The sequence below is a fragment of the Lysinibacillus parviboronicapiens genome (assembly GCF_003049575.1).
GTDB classification, from domain to species: Bacteria; Bacillota; Bacilli; order Bacillales_A; family Planococcaceae; genus Lysinibacillus; species Lysinibacillus parviboronicapiens.
Genome location: NZ_PYWI01000016.1, coordinates 34,460 through 52,485, shown reverse-complemented (window position 1 = coordinate 52,485; position 18,026 = coordinate 34,460). Strand labels below are relative to the sequence as shown.

The following is an 18,026-nucleotide window of genomic DNA, read 5'->3' as shown; positions in this document are numbered from 1 at the left end:
TCCTTACCCTCGTTTCCATCTAGTTCCTTGGCGAGTATCTTCTAAGATGATACCTTGCGCTTGCAAATGGTCACGGATTTCATCTGAACGAGCAAAATCTCGGTTTTTACGTGCTTCTACGCGCTCTTGTAAAAGTGCTTCAATTTCTTCGTCTAATAGTTCAGATTCTACTGCAAATTCAATACCTAAGACGTCACCTATGCCCTCAAAAGTTTCCATAAAACTTATCAATACTTTCTCATCAGTATTCGTTTCATTCAAGTAGATATTAGCGATACGTGCTAGTTCAAATAAAACTGAAATCGCATTGGCTGTATTAAAATCATCATCCATTGCCTCTTCAAATTGAACTTTTTGCGCAGCTATTTTTTCTAGCCATTCCACTGAGTTATCACCAAGACTAGCAGTTGCCGTTAAGCGGTGTTTCACATTGTTGTAAGCTGTACGTATACGCTCTAGACCAGTAGCCGCTGCATCAACTAAATCCTTCGCAAAGTTAATAGGATGGCGGTAGTGTACAGATAGCATAAAGAAACGTAACACTTGCGGATCAATCTGTTTACGAATATCGTTTACAAGTACAAAATTGCCAAGAGATTTTGACATTTTTTCATTATCAATATTAATATACCCATTATGCATCCAGTATCGCGCAAACGTTTTGTCATTATGTGCTTCTGATTGGGCAATTTCATTTTCATGGTGTGGGAATGTTAAATCTTGACCACCTGCATGAATATCAATTGTATCACCTAGATGCTCACGTGCCATCACCGAGCACTCTATATGCCAACCTGGACGCCCTTTGCCCCAAGGGCTTTCCCAGTAAATTTCATCTGGCTTAGCAGCCTTCCATAGTGCAAAGTCTAACGCGTCATCTTTCTTCTCACCTGCTTCAATGCGAGCGCCAATCTTTAAATCATCCACTGATTGATGTGATAACTTACCGTAACCGTCAAATTTACGTGTACGATAATAAACATCTCCCGTTGACTCATAAGCATAGCCCTTATCGATTAAAACTTTAATGAAATCAATAATGTCATCCATATGTTCTGTTACACGAGGATGTACATCTGCTTTTTTGCAGCCTAATGCTGTAACATCTTCAAAATATGCTGCAATAAAACGTTCTGTTAGTTCATGTACTTCCTCACCAAGTTCGTTGGCAGCTTTAATAATTTTGTCATCCACATCTGTGAAATTTGACACAAATTTCACTTCATAACCTTTGTATTGAAAATATCGACGTACAGTATCATAAACAATGACCGGACGGGAATTACCAATATGAATATAGTTATAAACAGTCGGACCGCAAACATACATTTTAACTTTACCTTCTTCTAACGGTACGAAAGTTTCTTTTTGTCTTTTTAATGAGTTGAAAATTTGGATACTCATTGTATTTCTCTCTCCTTTTGTAAGTGTCCGATTTCTTCTTGCAAAGCTGCTATTTGCTTCTCGAAACCTTGACAACGTTCCTCTACAGGGTCAGGAATATTTTGATGGTCTAGTTTTTTCTCTAAACGAACGCCATCTTTTATCACAATTTTACCAGGGATACCGACAACCGTAGCATTTGGCGGTACTTCTTTTAAGACAACTGATCCTGCACCAATTTTACTATTCTCACCAATTGTAATCGAACCTAATACCTTTGCACCTGTTGCCACTAGCACATTATCCTGTAATGTCGGATGACGTTTCCCTTTTTCCTTCCCTGTACCACCTAGTGTGACTCCTTGATAAAGTGTAACATTATCACCAATCTCACAAGTTTCACCTATCACAACCCCCATACCATGGTCTATAAAGAAGCGACGACCAATTTTGGCACCGGGATGAATTTCAATTCCCGTAAAGAAGCGGCTTATTTGTGAAATCGAACGTGCTATAAAATAAAAGCGCTTTTTAAAGAACCAGTGTGCAATACGATGCGCCCATGTAGCATGTAAACCTGAATATGTTAATACAACTTCCAGCACACTGCGCGCCGCTGGATCATTCTCAAAAATCGTTTCTACATCTTCCTTCATTCTTTTAAACATAAAAAACTCCCCCTTTTCAATTTTGATCTGTCTAGCTTCTCCAGCAAATAATATTGCTCTCCATTGCGCCCTTTGGAATTACTCCAGCCGCCCTCTCCTACAGATAACTTGCCGAAGGAAGCAACTATAAAGTTTGAGGGTCCCTTTTCAGTCGCTATTTCCCCAGCTACCGAATAACGAAAAAACGTCCCCATCATTCCTTGTAAGGAATGACAGAGACGCTAAATTTGCGCGGTTCCACTCTGATTGAAGGCAAATGCCCTCCACTCTGGACGTTCTTTAACGGGAACGAACCGATAAAGCCTACTTAATGTTCAGCCCTATGCTCAAAGGTGCATTTCGGTTTTGCCTTGGCTCAGACCACTTTCAGCCGGTGATGGTCCTCTCTTTAGAGCATGCGCTACGTACTTCTCCTTATCAACACTTTAAAATATTATATTAAACTTAGTCCATGCAAATTCTGTTTTTTTAAAAGTTAAATCCATTTTACATCGAAGAAGCAAATTGTCAATAAAATTCTATTTCTGCGCGTATTTATCTACGCGAGCAATTGTTTTTTCTTTACCAATCAGGCAAATAGCATTTGGTAATTCAGGACCATGTGTTTCCCCTGTAGTGACAACACGGATTGGCATGAATAAATTTTTGCCTTTATGGCCTGTTTCTTTTTGCACAGCTTTAATAGCAGCTTTGACCGTTTCTGGTGAAAACTCTTCTAAGCCTTCAAGTTGGACTTTGAATGCTGCCATTACTTGTGGAACTTGCTCACCAGCTAAGACTTCATTCGCTTCTCCATCATATTCAATATGTTCATTGAAGAATAGGCTAGATAGTTCCACAATTTCAGCACCAAAGCTCATTTGTTCATGGTAAAGTGCAATTAAATCCGTTGCCCAAGCACGCTCTTCTGTTGTTAATTCTTCTGGTAATAAACCTGCTTTTTGTAAGTGTGGTAAAGATAATGCTACCACTTCTTCTAATGATAATTTTTTGATGTACTGATTATTCATCCAAGTAAGCTTTTGCTTATCGAACATAGATGGCGATTTTGACAAACGCTTTTCATCAAACATTTCGATAAATTGTTCTTTCGAGAAGATTTCTTCTTCCCCTTCTGGAGACCAGCCTAATAATGCAAAGAAGTTAAACATAGCTTCTGGTAGGTAGCCAAGATCTTTATATTGCGTCACGAATTGAATAATTGATTCATCACGTTTTGATAATTTTTTTCGATTTTCGTTAATGATTAATGTCATATGACCGAAGCGCGGATATTCCCAGCCGAATGCATCGAAAATCATCATTTGCTTTGGTGTGTTTGATAAATGCTCTTCACCACGGAAAACATGTGAAATTTCCATAAAGTGATCATCTAATACTACTGCATAATTATATGTTGGAATTCCATTTGCTTTTACGATTACCCAGTCGCCGATATCTTTTGATTCGAATGTGACTTGTCCACGTACTAAATCTTCAAATTCATATGTTACGTTTTCAGGAACACGCATGCGAATTGTGTATTGTTCACCAGCCGCTTCTTTTGCCGCTACTTCTTCAGCCGATAAATGACGGCAAGTTCCATCATAAGTCGGAGCCGCAACGCCACGCGCTTTTTGTTCTTCTCGAGATGCTTCTAGTTTTTCTGATGAACAGAAACATTTATAAGCTGCACCCTTATCTAATAGCTTTTCTGCATGTTTTTTATAAGTATCTAGACGCTCCATTTGACGATAAGGTGCATAGGGACCACCAATGTCTATAGATTCATCATATTCAATGCCTAACCACTTTAAGTTGTCTAGCTGAGATGCTTCCCCGCCTTCTACATTACGCTCGATATCCGTATCCTCAATACGTACGATAAACTTACCGTTGTGATGTCTTGCATATAAATAGTTGAATAACGCTGTACGCGCCCCACCAATATGTAAGAAACCTGTTGGTGATGGTGCATAACGAACGCGAACTTCTTTCGTCATAATTAAAAGCCTCCTAAATGTTCGTCTGAAAAAATTCCGACCTTGTTAACTTTGTTCATTTTACCACTGTAGAATAGGAAATAAAAGTAGCGCGTGTCTAGGAATAAAGCACACGCCTTCAATTTATTTTTTAATTAATAAAATAGTTGCCATAGAGGCGATACCTTCTTCACGACCAGTAAAGCCTAATCGTTCAGTCGTAGTTGCCTTAACATTCACCTGCGACGGTTGTGCATGAAGTAATTCAGCAATACGATTTTGCATTTGTCCTATATATGGTGCCATTTTCGGACGCTGTGCCATAATTGTGCAGTCTACATTCCCTAACACATAGCCTCTATCCTCAACCATTTTCCAAATATACGCTAGCAACTTTGCTGAGTCCGCATCCTTAAATGCTGGATCAGTATCTGGGAAATGACGACCAATGTCTCCCTCACCAATTGCCCCCAGTGCTGCATCTGTTACCGTGTGTAATAATACGTCTGCATCTGAATGACCAACTAATCCCTTTTCATGTGGAATAGTTATACCACCAATAATTAAAGGGCGCCCTTCTTCAAATGCATGTACATCAAATCCTTGTCCTATTCGAAACATACAATTTTCGCTACTACAAACTACAACAAAGAGCTTGTAGCAGCACTCACCTACTTCCATTTTTATATTTTATCTGAATGACCATACCTTCATATTTTAACATATTTCCTAGGAAATTTTGTTATCAGCCTATAGCATTAGGAATTTATAGAACAGACCTCAATTTATGTCATTTTTATGCTAAAAAACCCCATCAGCTCAAGAGCCAGACGAGATTTCATAGTTTATTCTTTATTTCGTTTCTAATGCACGTCTACGTAAAATGGCCTCGCCAAATACTAAATCTTCCTTCGTCGTCATCTTCACGTTTTCATAGCTACTTTCGACGATATGCACTGCGTGGCCGAGACGTTCAACTAACATCGCTTCATCCGTACCAAGGAAGCCGATTTTTTCAGCGATATCCTCTGCCTGCACGATTAAATCAAATTGGAAGGCTTGGGGTGTTTGAATCATCCAGAGACTTTCACGGTCAACCGTCTCCTCAATGATTCCCTCACGTACTTTTTTCATAGTATCCTTTGCACGCACCCCCGCAATGGCAGCTCCAAAATCATGGGCACTCCGTACAAGATTTGCAATAATATTATGGGTAATAAAAGGTCGTGCCGCATCATGGACAAGGACTATATCCACTTGCTCCATTTCCTTCATACAGGAATGAACCGAGTGTTGACGCTCTGCCCCACCATTAGGTAAACCTTTAACCTTAGTGATTCCATATATCGCCAGCATTTCTTGAATGATTACACGTTCTTCTGGCTTCACTGCAAGCCAAATGCCTGTGCACTGTTCGTCTTGTTCAAATACTTCAAGCGTGTGTATTAAAATAGGTTTCTCTAAGAGCGTTAAAAATAACTTATTTTGTCCTGCACCCATTCGCTTTCCGCTACCAGCAGCAGGTAATACTACTTCATAGTGCAACTTTCCCACTTCCTAATCATCCTTTGGTTTAGCAAAAATCATACGGCCAGCTGATGTTTGTAGAACACTGGTTACTGTTACTGTAATTGCCTGTCCTATATAGCTTCGGCCACCTTCTACAACAATCATCGTTCCATCATCTAAGTAAGCAACGCCTTGGTTATGCTCCTTGCCGTCCTTAATAACAACTACTTGCATATCCTCGCCAGGAATAACAACAGGCTTCACCGCATTCGCTAAATCATTTATATTTAAAACTCTCACTTGGTGTAATTCACACACTTTGTTAAGGTTAAAGTCATTTGTGACGATTTGTGTATCATTCCCCATTTTTTTCGCAAGACGCACTAACTTTAAGTCTACTTCCTGCACATCTTCAAAATCTTCTTCTGTAATCTCAACTTTCGTCATGCGTTCATCTTGCAGTTTTTTTAAAATATCTAAACCACGGCGACCCCTTGTGCGTTTTAAAGTGTCCGAAGAATCTGCTATATGCTGTAACTCCGTTAGCACAAACTGTGGTACCACTAAAATCCCTTCGATAAAGCCTGTTTCAGAAATATCCGCAATACGCCCGTCAATAATAACACTTGTATCTAACAGCTTATAGCTACCTCGAATTTCGGGCACATCAGCCCCCTCATTTGCTTTTTTCTTGGCATTATGACCGCGCAACGTAAACAACTGTAGCAGTTCATCACGTTTTTTAAAACCAACCCGAAAGCCTAAATATCCAAGGACAAATGACAGGACAATTGGTAAAACTTCTGTAATGACCGGTAGCTGTATACTATCAATTGCAAAGCCTAAAAAATAAGCGACAATAAGTCCAATAATCAGCCCAAGTGTACCAAATAATAAGTCGCCAACCGGTACTTTAAACAGCACCTCTTCCATCCAGGTAATCAGCTTTACAAAATAATCAGAAAATGCAAACGATAATGTAAACAGTAAAAGTGCCCCTAAAGCTACTGATACGTAAGGATTATCAAGCCAAGGATTAGATGATAAATGAAGCAATTCGTATAATGGCGGTAAGAAAACAAAGCCTAAAGCTCCTCCGATTAGTAAAAAGGCAATTTGAATAAATTTTTTCACAAGCCGTCACCTCCTATTCTTATATTCGATTATACATAGTTTCCTCTAGAAAATCTTTCTTGAACCCATGAAATTACCTTAAATTTCCCCTCCCCTTTCAGCGAAGTTTCTTCGTCTAATGAAAGATACAAAGTCCTCCGATAATTCTCATCGGTTTTTATTGCACATTTATCTCTACTTGTAATAAAAGATGAAGTAAAAGTGCATGTCAGAGCTATGTCCAACATGCACGATTTCTTACAACTCTCTAAAAGAAGCATTTAATGCATCTTTTATCGTCTCAACACCAACAATTTCAATACCCTGTGGGAAATCCCAGCCACCGATATTAGAGGCAGGGATAAATGCACGTTTAAAACCAAGTTTTGCTGCTTCAATTACACGTTGCTCGATACGAGAGACACGGCGAACCTCGCCGGTTAATCCCACTTCCCCAATAAAACAATCTGTAGCTCTGACTGCCTGATCCTTAAAGCTTGAAACAATGCTCGTTAACACTGCAAGGTCAATGGCTGGTTCATCAAGCTTCACACCGCCAGCAACCTTAATATATGCATCTTGCGCTTGCAGCATGAGCCCCATACGTTTCTCAAGTACAGCCATCAGTAATTGCACGCGATTCTGATCCACCCCGGTTGCCATGCGTTTTGGGTAATTAAAGCTTGTTGGTGTCACCAGGGATTGAATCTCTACTAAAATTGGGCGTGTTCCTTCCATTGAGGCTACAATTGTTGAACCTGCTGCACCTTGTGAACGCTCCTGTAAAAACAGCTCAGATGGATTTAATACCTCCTTTAAGCCCCCTTGAAGCATTTCGAAAATAGCAATTTCATTTGTAGAGCCAAAGCGATTTTTCTGACTTCGTAAAATCCGATGATTATGATGACGTTCTCCCTCAAAATATAGCACTGTATCCACCATATGCTCTAATATACGTGGACCGGCAATTTGCCCCTCTTTCGTCACATGTCCTACCAAGAAAATGGCAATCCCTTTTGTTTTCGCAATACGCATCAGCTCCGCTGTACATTCACGTACCTGTGACACACTACCAGGCGCACTCGTCACTTCTGGATGGAATACGGTTTGAATAGAATCCACGATAACAAACTTTGGCTGGACATCGTCAATTGTTTGGTTTAGCAACTCTAAATTCGTTTCCGAATAAATATAAAGTTCCTGTGACATCACGCCTAAACGCTCAGCACGTAGCTTCGTTTGACGAATCGATTCCTCACCAGAAATATAAAGCACTCGATGCCCTTTGTTCGACAACAATGCTGACACCTGTAAAAGTAATGTTGACTTCCCAATCCCTGGGTCTCCACCGATTAATACGAGAGAACCAGGCACAATACCACCACCCAAAACACGATTCAACTCGCCCATTTCTGTTGCTACGCGAGACTCTTCTGCTGCCTCTATTTGCATAATTGGTAGCGCCTTTTGTGTAACTGTTGCAGAATGCTGGAATGCTCCACGTGGTCCCTTCGCTACCACCTCGACCTCTTCCACCATCTTGTTCCATTCCCCACACCCTGGACATCTTCCCATCCATTTTGCAGATTCATAGCCACAACCCGAGCATACAAATTTTGTTTTTTTCTTCGCCATAATTGCTATCACCTCGAATATTTGTTCTTATTTCTATTTTACATAAAAAAAGACAGCTTAGCACTATGGCTTCGCTGCCTTTCCATACAGTAAAATTTAGTGGGTACTTAAGTTCCATACTTCTATATGTTGAAGCATTATTTAGAAATCGAAACGCCCTCTTTTTTCTTCACCACAAACTCATCGTTCACATAATCGATAATAACTTGATTTCCTTTTTCAACATTGCCTTTAAGAAGCTCTTCCGATAGACGGTCTTCCACTTGTTTTTGTAGCGCACGACGAATTGGGCGGGCACCATATTGTGGATCATACCCTTCATCCGCGATTTTCTCAAGCGCTGCATCAGTTAACTCAAGCGAAATGTCTTGTTCTTTTAGACGTTTTGTTAAAGCGTTTGACATCATCGATACGATTTCTTTTAAGTGTCCTTTTTCTAATGAGTGGAAGACAATCATTTCGTCAATACGATTTAAGAATTCTGGGCGGAAAGCTTTTTTCAGCTCTTCTAACATAGTGCCCTTCATATCTTTATGTTTCGACTCAGAACCACCTAAACTAAAGCCTAGATTTTTTTGATATTTTAATGCATCCGCACCAACGTTAGATGTCATAATAACAACCGTATTTCGGAAATCAACCACACGACCTTTAGAATCTGTTAAACGGCCATCTTCAAGCACTTGTAATAAGATATTAAAGACATCTGGATGTGCTTTTTCTATTTCATCAAGTAATACAACAGAATATGGTTTACGGCGAACTTTCTCTGTCAGCTGACCACCATCGTCAAAGCCGACATAGCCTGGAGGTGAGCCGACTAAACGTGAAGTCGAATGTTTCTCCATATACTCAGACATGTCAACACGAATCATCGCATCTTCATCGCCGAACATTACCTCAGCAAGCGCTCTTGCTAGCTCTGTTTTACCGACACCTGTAGGACCAAGGAAAATGAATGAGCCAATTGGTCGTTTTGGGTCTTTTAAGCCTGCTCTTGCACGACGAATTGCACGAGAGATTGCTTCTACTGCTTCGCCTTGACCAACAACGCGTTTGTGTAACTCCTCTTCAAGCTGTAAAAGTTTTGCTGATTCTTCATGTGCGATTTTCGCTACCGGGATTCCCGTCCACATCGATACAACCGCTGCAACATCATCCACAGTTACCTTAGATTCAGCTTTACCCTGTTCTTCTTTCCAGGTTTTGCGGGTTGTTTCAATTTCATCTTTTAACTTTTGCTCTGTATCTCTTAGAGAAGCTGCTTTTTCAAATTCTTGACCAGAAACAGCTGCATTTTTCTCGGAACGAACATTTTCAAGCTTATCTTCCAATGCCTTTAAGTTCGGTGGCACTGCAAATGAACGTAAGCGTACTTTAGAACCTGCTTCATCAATTAAATCAATTGCTTTATCTGGTAAAAAGCGATCCGAAATATAGCGATCACCCATTTTCGCTGCTGCCTCAATAGCTTCATCTGTGATTTTTACACGATGATGCGCCTCATAACGATCACGCAAGCCATGGATAATTTGAATAGCTTCTTCAACCGTTGGCTCATCTACTTGAATTGGCTGGAAGCGGCGCTCTAAAGCGGCATCCTTTTCAATGTATTTACGATACTCATCTAATGTTGTTGCGCCGATACATTGTAGCTCACCGCGTGCTAAAGATGGTTTTAAAATATTTGATGCGTCAATTGCACCCTCTGCACCACCCGCACCGATTAATGTATGCAATTCATCAATGAATAAGATAACATTACCTGCTTGGCGAATCTCATCCATTACTTTTTTCAAACGGTCCTCAAATTCACCACGGTATTTTGTGCCTGCCACAACCGTCCCCATATCAAGGGTCATTACTCGTTTATCACGAAGGATTTCTGGCACTTCATTATTAATGATTTGCTGTGCTAAACCTTCTGCAATCGCCGTTTTACCTACCCCTGGTTCACCAATTAAAACAGGGTTGTTTTTTGTACGGCGCGATAATACTTCGATAACACGCGTTATTTCTTTACTACGACCAATTACCGGGTCTAATGAGCCTTCACGTGCAATTTGTGTTAAATCACGCGCTAGGCTATCTAGTGTTGGTGTATTGGCAGCCTGTGCTGCTTGCTGTCCAGATTGTGCATTGTCATTGTTACCAAGTAACAATAATACTTGCTGACGTGCTTTATTTAAACCGACACCCGCATTGTTTAAGACGCGAGCTGCCACACCTTCGCCCTCACGAATTAACGCTAATAGTAAATGCTCGGTACCGATATACGAATGACCTAATTTACGTGATTCATCGACTGATAGTTCAATTACTTTTTTCGCACGAGGTGTATAATGCACGATTGGCCCAACATCCTCTGTACCTTTACCAACCAGTTCTTCAATACCTGCTTCAATCATTTGAGGGCTAATATCAATGGCTTCTAATGCCTTCGCTGCAATACCCCCGCCTTCACGAATAAGTCCTAAAAGAATATGCTCAGTTCCTATTGATTCGTGTTTCCAACGAATAGCCTCTTCCTGTGCAAGCTGTAATACTTTTTGTGCGCGTTGTGTAAAACGATTAAACATCATATGAATCCTCTCCTTTTCCCCCTATAGTAGGTTTACTCAAATTTTCTTGAAATAATGCCTCACGAAGCATCTTTGCTCGTACCCGATCACGTTCGGACGGTGGCAGTGCTTCACCTGCATAATGCTGTAAAAATCCAGGTTGCATACAGACTATACATTCATTTAACGTTGCGGCCTTTATGCCGTCAATCAATTGTAAATCTACCCCAAGGCGTACATTGGATAAGCAAGTTGCCGCTTCCTCACTCGTTAAAATACGCGCATGCGTCAGCGTACCTAAAGCTCGGTAAATGCGATCTTCTAAGGCAAGTTCCGCCTTATCCATCAACTTACCTCTTGCGTGCCGCTCTTTTTGAATAATTTTTTCAGCAACGCTTTGAATGTCTGCTAAAATATCATCTTCTGTTTTTCCTAAGGTAATCTGATTTGAAACTTGATAAACATTCCCTAAGTTTTCACTACCTTCTCCATATATTCCCCTAACTGTCATTCCTAATCGTGTCATGGCATTTATTATTTGATTCATCTGACCAGTTAATGTTAGGACTGGGAGATGCATCATGACAGAAGCCCGTAATCCTGTTCCAATATTCGTTGGGCAACTTGTTAAATAGCCAAAATTATCTCGAAATGCATAGGGGAGTACCCCTTCTAAGGCACGATCAATTTTATTGGCCTGTTCGTATGCCTTTTGAAGTTGAAAACTTGCTGTCATACATTGAATGCGTAAATGGTCTTCTTCATTCACCATAATGCTAATGGATTCATCCTCAGATAGCAGCATGGAGCCGACTAGCTCTTTTTTCGCTAACTGTGGACTAATTAAATGTTTTTCAACTAGAATTTGTCGTTGTAATGGTGTTAAATCTTTTATGGCAAAATAAGAGTACCTTTCATGGAGTTTAGGACTGTCCTGAATGGCGTGTGTCACTGCTTGCTCCACTTGTAGTGCTTCATCTTCTGAGAAAACTAGTGGGAAACGATATCCATCTAAATTCCGAGCAAGGCGTATTCGTGTACTAATGACAATATCAGAATAATCATCTTCTACTTGCATCCATACAGGCGTAGCCCGCTCTAAAAAAGGCTCAATCATCACGACACATCACCACCTTCGAATTGTAGCTGACTCTCAAGTTCCTTTGCCTCATCACGAAGCTTCGCTGCCTCTTCAAACTGTTCTTCGTCTACGGCATCTTTCATCCGTTTACGAATATCTTCTATTTGTTTTTTTATAACATAGACATTGCTATGAGCGCCTGGCATTTTGCCAATATGTTGAGGGCCAGCCTGAATACGGTTAAAGAGCTTTGGCAAATGCTCGGCAAAAGAATCATAACAGCCTGGGCATCCGAATTTGCCCTCTTTTAAAAAGCGCTTATACGTAAATCCACAGTGTGGACACGTTTGTTGTTGGGTTGGTGCTTGTTGCTTTTCACCAACTTTTTGTTGCCATGTCGGTGAGCCGAACCAATTGGAAAGTAGTTGTTGAATTGAAACCGGTTCTTGCTTAAACTCCGCATGAAATGGATGGAACTGCGAAGCGCAGACGTCACAATAATGATGTTCCACCTTCTGACTATTTTGAACTTGTGTTACTGTTACTGTCGCATTGCGCTGCTTGCAATGTTCGCATATCATTTCCATCACCTCTTTACTTTTGCTTTTCGTATTTAATGGTCGTTAACATCGCACGTAGAATTCTCGCACGAATGTTATCCCGTAAAGGTAGTTGTAAATCTAATGTTGAGCGATCAACCGCCGCTAACATTAATTTCGCTTCTCGTTTTGAAATTACCTGCTCGTCAATTAAACGATAAACTAAATCTTCTGCTACTGTTTGCGATGCCCCACTTTCAATTTGCAAGAGTACATCATCAATCAAATCAATTTGTGAGTTTGCACGGACACGTAAAATTCGAATGTATCCACCTCCACCACGTTTACTTTCAACAAGGTAACCACGTTCAGCTGTAAATCTTGTATTAATTACATAATTTATTTGTGACGGTACACATTGAAATTTATCAGCAATTTCACTCCGTTTAATTTCAATATGCCCTTCTCCACCTAATTCAAGTACTTGCTTTAAGTAGCCTTCTATGATGTCTGAAATATTACGCATTTAGGAATACACCTCGCTAACTACACTGACTTTGACTATCTTTGACTATCTTTGAGTATATTATACAGAACGCTTGAAAATAATTGCAATTAATACGCACATTGAAAAGGATTAAGTGTCATTATGCCCTAAAGTACGTTTTATCATCAGCAAACGTGGCACGACACTTCACGGATGGGAGTTGTGCTACAGAATTCATGTTTATATCTACCCTTTCCACCTATAGAAAAAACGCAAGCATATGCACCTAGCATATACTTGCGTCTATAAAAATTATACCCAGCGACCAACAATTGGATAACGCCAAGGCTCGTCAGATATAGCCTTCACAATACCGATAATTGGGACGATAAAAGTCATAATACCGAAAATTAGTAAGAACGGTAAACCGATTAACACAAAGCTTAAAATACCGGCAATTGCAATTAATACCCACATTACAATTTGGAACAGCAATGCCTGAATAGAGATTCCCTTTACTTCTTCATCAGTACTAATTAAGAAAAATAAAATCGGTACTAAAAATGGTGCAAAAAACGCACTAGCATGTATGATTACCTTAGACCATTTTGTTTCCATATATATCATCAACCTTCCTTTTTAATTTGTCTTTTGCTATTTGTACTACTATTTACGGACCTATACCCGAAATAGTTTCATACACATATAAATTTTTTTAAATTTTTTTGAAAGGCATGTGATAACACGATGGAATTTAATAACACACTCGCAAACGAATATGAAAAAGGTATTCGACGTACATTGCCTAGCTATGATGCAATGTTACGTTTAACACAAACCTTTTATCGAGCGAACTTGCCTGAGGAAGCTACGTTTTTAGTACTTGGCTCAGGAAGCGGTAATGAAATCTTACAGTTCGCTGAACAAAGACCTCGCTGGTCCTTTGTGGGGATAGATCCTGCACAAGCAATGCTACAGATTGCTGAAGAACGCTTAAAATCATTACCTAATAATATTTCCTTTTGTCACGGTACTATACTTGAAACATCGCTACCATCAACAAAGTTTGATGCTGCAAGTTGTATACTAGTTCTTCATTTTATCGAAACATATGAAGAGAAACTTGCGACATTAAAAGAAATTGTGAAGCATTTAAAACCTGGAGCTCCATTTGTCCTTGTATCTAAATATGGGTTGCTTAACTCAACTGAAACCGAGTTACAGTTTGACTTATGGCGTGCCTATTGGCTACAATACACAAAACTTTCAGCCGTAGAAGTGGCTAATATGGAGCAATCCATTCGCGCTCTGTCGTTTATGCAGGAAGAGGAAATTTTATCTTTGCTACAACAAGCAGGCTTCACACAGCCGTCCAGATTTTTTGCTACAACATTATTTGCTGGTTGGGTATGCTATAAAGAGAAACCTTAATAGTTGGGGATAAAAATTCGCGGAGTAAAACCTAACGAAATCCCCATCAGTAGGAACTAGCGACCGATAGCGACTTTTAATTAATAAATTTAATTGGTTACAATCGACTGAATAAATACAACCACATTTCCATAAATGCCCCGTTTGCAGATGTTTGAAGCAGCGGATTTAACATCCATTTATATAGAAGAAATAGAATTGAGGTGAATGCCGTGATTCGCACAATGGGCATTTCGAAAGATCAGCAATTATTAAAAGGATTTCCGCTTGAAGATATTAAAAATAATAATTTTGAATGGTTTTGGGTTGATTTTAATTGCCCAACTACTGCAGAAGAATTATTACTCGATACGTTTTTTCATTTTCATCCACTAGCCATTGAAGATTGTTTAATGCGTTTACAACGGCCAAAGCTCGATTTTTATGATGATTATCATTTTTTCGTTATTCATAGACTTAATGAGGAAACACTAATAGCTGAGGAAATAAATATCTTTGTCTCTGATAAGTTTATCGTTACTTTCCATAAAAACCAGGCGCCTGAAATAGATAAGGTGCAAAAGCTTTTAGAAGATCAACCAAAGAATTGGGAACGTGGCACTGTATTTCTAACCTATCAGACAATTGATAAGATTGTCGATAGCTATTTCCCACTTGTCTATACAATCGAAGATCATCTTAATGCACTTGAAGATGAACTGACATATCAAAACAGTTTAAATGCGATGCAGATAGTATTTGAATTTCGTAGTGACTTACTGCATTTACGAAGAACCATATTACCAATGCGGGATCTTTTATATCGTATCCTAAGTTCTTACCGCTTCGCATTAAAAAAATCCGAACGAGCCTATTTCGGTGATATTCACGACCATTTAGTCAAACTTACAGAGATGGTTGAATCTAATCGTGAGCTTACAGCAGACATGCGGGATAGCTATATGGCGATGAGTTCTAGCCGCATGAATGGCATTATGATGACATTAACTATTGTGTCTACGATCTTTATACCGTTAACATTTATTGCAGGTGTTTACGGAATGAATTTTGATATTATGCCAGAACTCCATGGTCAATATAGCTACTTTATCGTTCTAGCTATTATGCTATTAATCGTAATCTTTATGCTGTCGTTTTTTAAATACAAAGGTTGGTTCAAACTATTTAAACCCAAATAAAGAGGCATCTAGAAACTTCCTAGATGCCCTTTATGATTAATACGGCCCTCGATCATCGATTTTATTTTCCCCTTGCTGTGGAAATAAAAAGTATGCAAGCACACCAGAAACTAATGTTGCGCCAATCGTAATTAAAAGTTGATCTAAATCCGGTACTTCGGCATAATAATTGTTTAACATATAAACTGAACCGATAGCGACAACCACCATGACAGGGATGACAAACTTAAAACGCTTCTTCTCCATGTAATGTCTCCTTTTAGCAAATTATGTTGATATTTCCACGTACAATTATTAATTAAACTAAACAGTTCGTATTTTACAGGTTTGTCCTGTGGAATTCAAATTGCTTTTTTATTCTAGAAAAAAATATTTCATGACTTTTAAACGACAATCCCTTGAAATTAATGCAAAAAAAATAGAAATAAACTAAAATTTTAACCATATTTGCCACTAAAAATAGTAGAATAGAGTAAATACCAGATATTTCGCAACTTTACATTCCTAGCAATACGAAGACACTTTAATGAATATTTATTATGGATTTATTAAGAATGGAGCAGACAACCATGAGTTGGTTTACAAAAAAGAACAATTCTAGCTACTCAATTTTATTATCACCCGAAGATTATAAGCATAATGTACAATTAGATATTGCTAGCCACCCAAACCTTCAAAAGCAATTGCAGTTATTAGATTTAACAATTGAAGATTTAGCGATAATTAAGCAACTTCAGCCTTTAGCTAAGGACTTAATTCCTAAAATGGTCGATCAATTTTATGCAGCTATTAGTTTAAGCCAGGATTTATTAGATATTATCCATAAAACTTCACAAATTGACCGTTTAAAAGTTACATTACATAAACATTTAAGTGATATTTTCGAAAGTCATATTAATGATTCTTACATTAACGAAAGAAAGTCAATCGCCGAGACACATGTGCGGATTGGTTTACAATCTAAATGGTATATAGCTTCATTTCAATCATTAACTTCGACATTTGCAAACTTTGCCAATGAATTAGATATATCTAAGCATGATGCGCTACGCGCTATTAATGCTTTCTGTAAAATCATTAACTTTGAGCAGCAGCTTGTTATTGAAGCATACGAAAAAGAAGAAGAACGCATTCGTACAGCAGCAGATGCAACAAAACATTCACTTGTTACAACCATTCAAAGTACAGCAGAAGAGTTAAATGCTATTAGTGAGGAAACAGCTGCCTCTTTAATGGTTATTTCTGCACAAACAGATGATATTGCTGTAGCAACAAAGCAAGGTTTGAGCTTTGTTGAAGATACGAAGGAAAAATCTAGTCGAGGCCAACAACAACTACAAGAGCAAAATGATTTAATACATGTCATTTTACAAAGTGTAAATAGCCTTGAGGTGACGATGAACCAATTACGTACATCTTCACAAAAGATTTCTGAAATTGTAGGGCTTGTTACAGGTATTGCAGATCAAACAAATCTATTAGCATTAAATGCTTCCATTGAGGCTGCTCGTGCTGGTGAGCATGGTAAAGGCTTCGCTGTCGTAGCAGAGGAAGTTCGTAAACTTGCTGAGGAAACAAAAAATGCCGTACAAAACGTTTCGCATCTTATTAAAGAAACCGAAAGCAATATTACAACAATGGCGAGTTCTGTTATCAATGTCGACCAAAAGATTCAACATAGTGTAGATACACAAACGAGTTTATCAAAGTCATTTAATGATATTGCAGATGCTGTTACAGGTATTCAGCAACAATATGTCAATACCGCTCGTGATATTTCTGCCATTTCAAACTTAATTACAGAGCTGTCACAAGGTGCCACACTTGTTTCCTCATCATCTGACTCATTAATTAATGTAGTGAATGAATTAAATATCTAATCCCTTCTAAACCTAAAATGCTCTACTACAAAAATAAAGGGAAATTGACCTCCATGTGTCAATTTCCCTCTTGTTTTAATGTGCTAAAGCACGCTTTTGCTTACGGTGTTCCCGTCGTGCAGGGCCTGTTTCAAACAGACGTTTTTCTGCATCAGTTTCTGGAATAATGGCCGGAATAGCCTTGGGTTTACCTTTTTCATCTACTGCTACCATTGTCACGAAAGATTCCGTCGTTAGCTTCTCTTCACCTGTTTCAATATTACGTGAAATCACCCGCACATAAACCTCCATGGAAGAACGCCCCGTAGAAGAAACAATGCTTTCAATTTCTAAAATATCACCTACATGAGCTGAAGATAAAAAATCAACCGAATCAATAGAGGCTGTTACAACATGCCCTTTTGCATGTTTCATCGCTGTAATTGCAGCAATTTCATCAATATAAGCTAACACTCTCCCACCAAAAATGGAATTGTGATTATTTGTATCAGGCGGTAATACGAGACGCGTTTGAACCGTACGTGATTGGCTCATCGGAACAGCGTTGTTTGTCATAGTTCTAGTAACTTCCCTTCATGTATGTTCTTCCGTCATCGTATC

General features: G+C 39.0%; 17 protein-coding genes and 1 other annotated feature. Of the genes, 3 read left to right on the top strand and 14 right to left on the bottom strand.

Annotated elements, in window-relative coordinates:
- Positions 1 to 3: 3 nt before the first annotated feature.
- From cysS to C9J35_RS14245, 12 genes are all read right to left on the bottom strand, one after another.
- Positions 4 to 1,404: a cysteine--tRNA ligase gene (cysS, locus tag C9J35_RS14305; RefSeq protein WP_107925073.1), complete on the bottom strand. Its 1,401-nt coding sequence runs from the start codon at positions 1,402 to 1,404 to the stop codon at positions 4 to 6.
- Positions 1,401 to 2,051 carry a serine O-acetyltransferase gene (gene epsC, locus C9J35_RS14300; protein WP_107925072.1) on the bottom strand — a complete coding sequence of 217 codons (651 nt, stop codon included), beginning with the start codon at positions 2,049 to 2,051 and terminating at the stop codon, positions 1,401 to 1,403. Before epsC ends, cysS begins: the two co-directional genes overlap by 4 nt.
- A gap of 211 nt (positions 2,052 to 2,262) precedes the next feature.
- Positions 2,263 to 2,481, bottom strand: a binding site (T-box leader).
- Between the two features lie 88 nt (positions 2,482 to 2,569).
- Entirely contained in the window at positions 2,570 to 4,033 is a 1,464-nt protein-coding gene (gltX, locus tag C9J35_RS14290) for a glutamate--tRNA ligase (RefSeq protein WP_107925070.1), read from the bottom strand.
- A 123-nt stretch (positions 4,034 to 4,156) separates the two neighbouring features.
- On the bottom strand, positions 4,157 to 4,633 hold the full coding sequence (ispF, locus tag C9J35_RS14285) for a 2-C-methyl-D-erythritol 2,4-cyclodiphosphate synthase (protein WP_107925069.1): 477 nt from the start codon (positions 4,631 to 4,633) through the stop codon (positions 4,157 to 4,159).
- 231 nt (positions 4,634 to 4,864) lie between these two features.
- Entirely contained in the window at positions 4,865 to 5,557 is a 693-nt protein-coding gene (gene ispD / locus C9J35_RS14280; RefSeq protein ID WP_107925068.1) for a 2-C-methyl-D-erythritol 4-phosphate cytidylyltransferase, read from the bottom strand.
- A 12-nt stretch (positions 5,558 to 5,569) separates the two neighbouring features.
- The gene (locus tag C9J35_RS14275; protein WP_107925067.1) at positions 5,570 to 6,655 is read right to left on the bottom strand and encodes a PIN/TRAM domain-containing protein; all 1,086 of its coding nucleotides are present in this window, start codon (positions 6,653 to 6,655) and stop codon (positions 5,570 to 5,572) included.
- A 237-nt stretch (positions 6,656 to 6,892) separates the two neighbouring features.
- Complete coding sequence (gene radA, locus C9J35_RS14270) at positions 6,893 to 8,269, bottom strand: DNA repair protein RadA (protein WP_107925066.1); 1,377 nt, start codon at positions 8,267 to 8,269, stop codon at positions 6,893 to 6,895.
- A gap of 137 nt (positions 8,270 to 8,406) precedes the next feature.
- Positions 8,407 to 10,851 carry an ATP-dependent Clp protease ATP-binding subunit gene (locus C9J35_RS14265; RefSeq protein WP_107925065.1) on the bottom strand — a complete coding sequence of 815 codons (2,445 nt, stop codon included), beginning with the start codon at positions 10,849 to 10,851 and terminating at the stop codon, positions 8,407 to 8,409.
- Positions 10,841 to 11,950, bottom strand: a complete 1,110-nt coding sequence (gene mcsB / locus C9J35_RS14260; protein ID WP_107925064.1) for a protein-arginine kinase McsB — start codon at positions 11,948 to 11,950, stop codon at positions 10,841 to 10,843. Before mcsB ends, C9J35_RS14265 begins: the two co-directional genes overlap by 11 nt.
- Complete coding sequence (locus C9J35_RS14255; RefSeq protein ID WP_107925063.1) at positions 11,947 to 12,492, bottom strand: UvrB/UvrC motif-containing protein; 546 nt, start codon at positions 12,490 to 12,492, stop codon at positions 11,947 to 11,949. Before C9J35_RS14255 ends, mcsB begins: the two co-directional genes overlap by 4 nt.
- A gap of 13 nt (positions 12,493 to 12,505) precedes the next feature.
- Entirely contained in the window at positions 12,506 to 12,976 is a 471-nt protein-coding gene (locus C9J35_RS14250; RefSeq protein WP_054767893.1) for a CtsR family transcriptional regulator, read from the bottom strand.
- Between the two features lie 273 nt (positions 12,977 to 13,249).
- Positions 13,250 to 13,555 carry a DUF4870 domain-containing protein gene (locus tag C9J35_RS14245; RefSeq protein WP_107925062.1) on the bottom strand — a complete coding sequence of 102 codons (306 nt, stop codon included), beginning with the start codon at positions 13,553 to 13,555 and terminating at the stop codon, positions 13,250 to 13,252.
- A 129-nt stretch (positions 13,556 to 13,684) separates the two neighbouring features.
- On the opposite strand from C9J35_RS14245, the gene C9J35_RS14240 reads away from it, so the two are divergent.
- Both C9J35_RS14240 and corA read left to right on the top strand, forming a co-directional pair.
- A complete protein-coding gene (locus tag C9J35_RS14240; protein WP_107925061.1) occupies positions 13,685 to 14,368 on the top strand; it encodes a class I SAM-dependent methyltransferase in 684 nt (227 codons plus the stop codon).
- 212 nt (positions 14,369 to 14,580) lie between these two features.
- On the top strand, positions 14,581 to 15,546 hold the full coding sequence (gene corA, locus C9J35_RS14235) for a magnesium/cobalt transporter CorA (protein ID WP_107925060.1): 966 nt from the start codon (positions 14,581 to 14,583) through the stop codon (positions 15,544 to 15,546).
- 36 nt (positions 15,547 to 15,582) lie between these two features.
- Here the strand turns inward: corA and C9J35_RS14230 are convergent, their stop codons facing one another.
- Positions 15,583 to 15,792 (bottom strand): hypothetical protein, encoded by a 210-nt coding sequence (locus C9J35_RS14230; protein ID WP_054767892.1) that lies wholly within the window; start codon positions 15,790 to 15,792, stop codon positions 15,583 to 15,585.
- A gap of 323 nt (positions 15,793 to 16,115) precedes the next feature.
- Between C9J35_RS14230 and C9J35_RS14225 the strand changes: the two genes are divergently transcribed.
- Complete coding sequence (locus tag C9J35_RS14225) at positions 16,116 to 17,426, top strand: globin-coupled sensor protein (protein WP_107925059.1); 1,311 nt, start codon at positions 16,116 to 16,118, stop codon at positions 17,424 to 17,426.
- A 75-nt stretch (positions 17,427 to 17,501) separates the two neighbouring features.
- Here C9J35_RS14225 and C9J35_RS14220 read toward each other — a convergent pair whose 3' ends face one another.
- Complete coding sequence (locus C9J35_RS14220; RefSeq protein ID WP_107925058.1) at positions 17,502 to 17,981, bottom strand: acyl-CoA thioesterase; 480 nt, start codon at positions 17,979 to 17,981, stop codon at positions 17,502 to 17,504.
- Between the last annotated feature and the right edge of the window lie 45 nt (positions 17,982 to 18,026).

Bases quoted from the DNA above. Each gene is read 5' to 3' on its own strand.
- cysS (WP_107925073.1), bottom strand. From the start codon at position 1,404: ATGAGTATCCAAATTTTCAACTCATTAAAAAGACAAAAAGAAACTTTC.
- epsC (WP_107925072.1), bottom strand. From the start codon at position 2,051: ATGTTTAAAAGAATGAAGGAAGATGTAGAAACGATTTTTGAGAATGAT.
- gltX (WP_107925070.1), bottom strand. From the start codon at position 4,033: ATGACGAAAGAAGTTCGCGTTCGTTATGCACCATCACCAACAGGTTTC.
- ispF (WP_107925069.1), bottom strand. From the start codon at position 4,633: ATGTTTCGAATAGGACAAGGATTTGATGTACATGCATTTGAAGAAGGG.
- radA (WP_107925066.1), bottom strand. From the start codon at position 8,269: ATGGCGAAGAAAAAAACAAAATTTGTATGCTCGGGTTGTGGCTATGAA.
- C9J35_RS14265 (WP_107925065.1), bottom strand. From the start codon at position 10,851: ATGATGTTTAATCGTTTTACACAACGCGCACAAAAAGTATTACAGCTT.
- C9J35_RS14255 (WP_107925063.1), bottom strand. From the start codon at position 12,492: ATGATATGCGAACATTGCAAGCAGCGCAATGCGACAGTAACAGTAACA.
- C9J35_RS14250 (WP_054767893.1), bottom strand. From the start codon at position 12,976: ATGCGTAATATTTCAGACATCATAGAAGGCTACTTAAAGCAAGTACTT.
- C9J35_RS14245 (WP_107925062.1), bottom strand. From the start codon at position 13,555: ATGGAAACAAAATGGTCTAAGGTAATCATACATGCTAGTGCGTTTTTT.
- C9J35_RS14240 (WP_107925061.1), top strand. From the start codon at position 13,685: ATGGAATTTAATAACACACTCGCAAACGAATATGAAAAAGGTATTCGA.
- C9J35_RS14230 (WP_054767892.1), bottom strand. From the start codon at position 15,792: ATGGAGAAGAAGCGTTTTAAGTTTGTCATCCCTGTCATGGTGGTTGTC.
- C9J35_RS14225 (WP_107925059.1), top strand. From the start codon at position 16,116: ATGAGTTGGTTTACAAAAAAGAACAATTCTAGCTACTCAATTTTATTA.
- C9J35_RS14220 (WP_107925058.1), bottom strand. From the start codon at position 17,981: ATGACAAACAACGCTGTTCCGATGAGCCAATCACGTACGGTTCAAACG.